General features: G+C 70.5%; 2 protein-coding genes. Both read right to left on the bottom strand.

The genetic code is table 11. The features are described from left to right. Nucleotides 1–907: ComF family protein (locus tag AB4Y86_RS16690; protein WP_441403290.1), on the bottom strand; the 907-nt coding region annotated here is incomplete at its 3' end. Between the two features lie 117 nt (nt 908–1024). Continuing rightward, nucleotides 1025–2500, bottom strand: a 1476-nt coding sequence (locus AB4Y86_RS16685; RefSeq protein WP_441403289.1) for an LpqB family beta-propeller domain-containing protein, incomplete at its 5' end; no start/stop codon positions are given.

Here is a 2500-nt window from a genome sequence, read left to right as displayed (position 1 = left end):
GCACCACGGCGCCTCGCACAACGCCTCCCGCAGCGCGCACCGCGCGTGCCGCTTCGGCCAGCGTGGCACCGGTGGTGAGCACATCGTCCACGACGAGGCAGGCCCTGCCAGCCAGCGCCGTGGGACGCATTCCGCGCTTGATGTTCATTGAGCCGCGGACCCGCCGGGCCCTCGCGGCTTGTCCCAGTCCCTTTTGGCCACCGGGCCAGCCCGCCAGAGCCGTGGCCCGGCCCGCCAGAGGCGTGGCCCGGCCCGCCGTCGTCCGGGAGCGGCCGGGTGGGCCGACCGGCGCCGGCCGTACCTTGCGGAGCACGTCGGCGACGGCGGTGCCCTTCAGGGCCGGGCTACGCCTGGCACGGGACAGCAGCAGGTGGACGGGGCTGAAGCCGCGGCGCCGAAAAGCGGCTCCGCTGCTGGGAACGGGGACCAGTAGTATCCCCGGCGCCGGACCTGCGGCGGCCCCGACGGCCTGGGCCAGCGCCTTGGCCAGTTCCTCGGCCAGTTGGCGCTGGCCGTGCCGCTTGAAGGAAAGCAGGGCCTGGGCCAGCTCGCCCCGGTAGACCCCTGCCGCCACGACCGGAAGCAGGACGGACCCGTCCATGTCCATCAGGGCGGGTGCCCTCCCCTCGGCCCGGAACGGCCGGCGGGTCAGCAGGCGGATCCGGTGCGCGCAGGCGGCACAGAGCGTCCTGTCCTCCGCACCGCAGCAAACGCAGGCCACCGGCAGCGCGAGTGCCAGCAACTCCCCGGCGGCGGACTCCGCCCGCTCGGCGATCCGCGCCAGCCGGCCGGCGTAGTCACCGCGGTGTTTGGCGAGCGGCGGTGCCGGAGTGAGGTCCGGGTCACTGACCCGGTCCTTCCCATCGGTTGGGGCACGGCGGGGGGCATGGTGCCGTCGCTGGTTCACCCTTCAAGGCTGGGCCCCGCGTCCCCCGCCGGGAAGCCGGCCGCGCCGCTGTGTGGATAACCTGCCCGGCCGCTATCTGGACGAAGTTTTCCGGCCGCCGAGCACGCAGGCCGCAGCTCAGCCGGGGAAGGCCGGGTCGATGGCGCCTTTGAGTTGCTGCGACCAGCCGTTCCCGAGCCGCTGGAAGATGCCGTCCGCGGACTGGCCGAAAATCTCTGCCGGTCCATTGCCCGCACTGAGCGCGGTAAGCCCGGCCCAAGGTGCCAGTTGCTGCGGCGCCGCGGACGTTAGGGACAGCAGTTCGGGGGTGACGTTTCCGTTCGCGGACCCCTTCATGACGGCGATGGTGGTGTCGTTGACCCAGACGCCTTGGTCTGGATCAGTGGCAGCCAGCAGGGTTGTCGGCACGGTGAGGTCCCGCGGGGTGCCGTCGCCGTTGCGGATGATGCCCGTGATCTGGACGCTCGTCTTACCGTTCAGCTCCGAAATGACCAGAGCTCTGGTCCCTTCGCGGGAGATCCGGAACTCCTTGATCTGCCGTCCGGCGAGCCACGACGGCGCCAACGTCACGGAGGGCACGGTGGCGCCCTCCGCGACCCCGGTCGGACGGTAGGCCAGGACCTCGGTGGCCCCGCTCGCACCGGGACCGGCGGTCCAGACCCAGTCGTAGCGCCCGAAAGACGGCCGGGAGAGGCCGGCCCTCGTGGTGAGGGCGCGTGCGGGCTGGCCCGGGACGATCGAATACAAGGTGGTGCGGTCGGCGTTGAGGAAGGCCGCGGACTGGGAGACCGGGGATTCAGCCGGCAGGCGCGGCGCCAAGGCGCTCACCGGCTGCATGCCGGGCAGCGGGCTGAGCTTGTTGTTCTCGTACCGGACCAGGTCGTTGTTGCTGACCGCGATCTGGTGCGCCGGGACTTCCTTGTCCCGCACCGGCGGGAGCACCGACCCGTTGTCCTCGACCCGCACCAGGTCCTGGTTGGCCCGCAGTTCCACGTTGATCACATCGGGCTGGCTGCGGAAGGTCAGCGCAAGCTGGGTCTGCATCCGGAGCCGGTCCTCGTTGGACGCGTCCACGAGGTCCTTGGCCGACAGGTCCACCTGCGCTGCGCCGGAGACGACGGGGACCGACTCGCGGGCCAGCTTCATGCCGGACGGGAAGGCGCTGACGACGGCGCCCTTCAGGTAGGGTGCAGGGCCGCCGAGCAGGGCGCTGGTCATGGATTTGACGGTCTTCTTCTTGATGAACCAGCGCACATCGGGCACCGCGTAGCTGAAGGTGGGGTCGTAGAAGTAGATGGGGTACGCGCCGTAGATGACCTTGAACGTCTCCTCGGGGATGGCGGTCCCGTCCGGGATGTCCGCAATCCTCCATTCGCCGTCCACCTTGGTCAGCGTCGCGGGGATGCTCTCCTTGGAGCCTTCCGGCAACTGGGTGGCGATGCCGTCGGCGTCGACCGAGTACGCCAGGTCCAGTTCGTAGTTAAAGACGTTTTCGACGGCGGTCGCCACCACGCGGGCGGAGCGGAAGACGAGTACCCGCTGGTCCGGCTTCCATTTCACCGAGGACGCCTGCGTGAGGTATTGCCGCGCCAC

Source organism: Arthrobacter sp. 2YAF22_2, from assembly GCF_052114645.1.
Taxonomy (GTDB): domain Bacteria; phylum Actinomycetota; class Actinomycetes; order Actinomycetales; family Micrococcaceae; genus Arthrobacter.
Note: the sequence above shows the minus strand (reverse complement) of the source record. Positions and strands in the feature narration are given on the sequence as shown.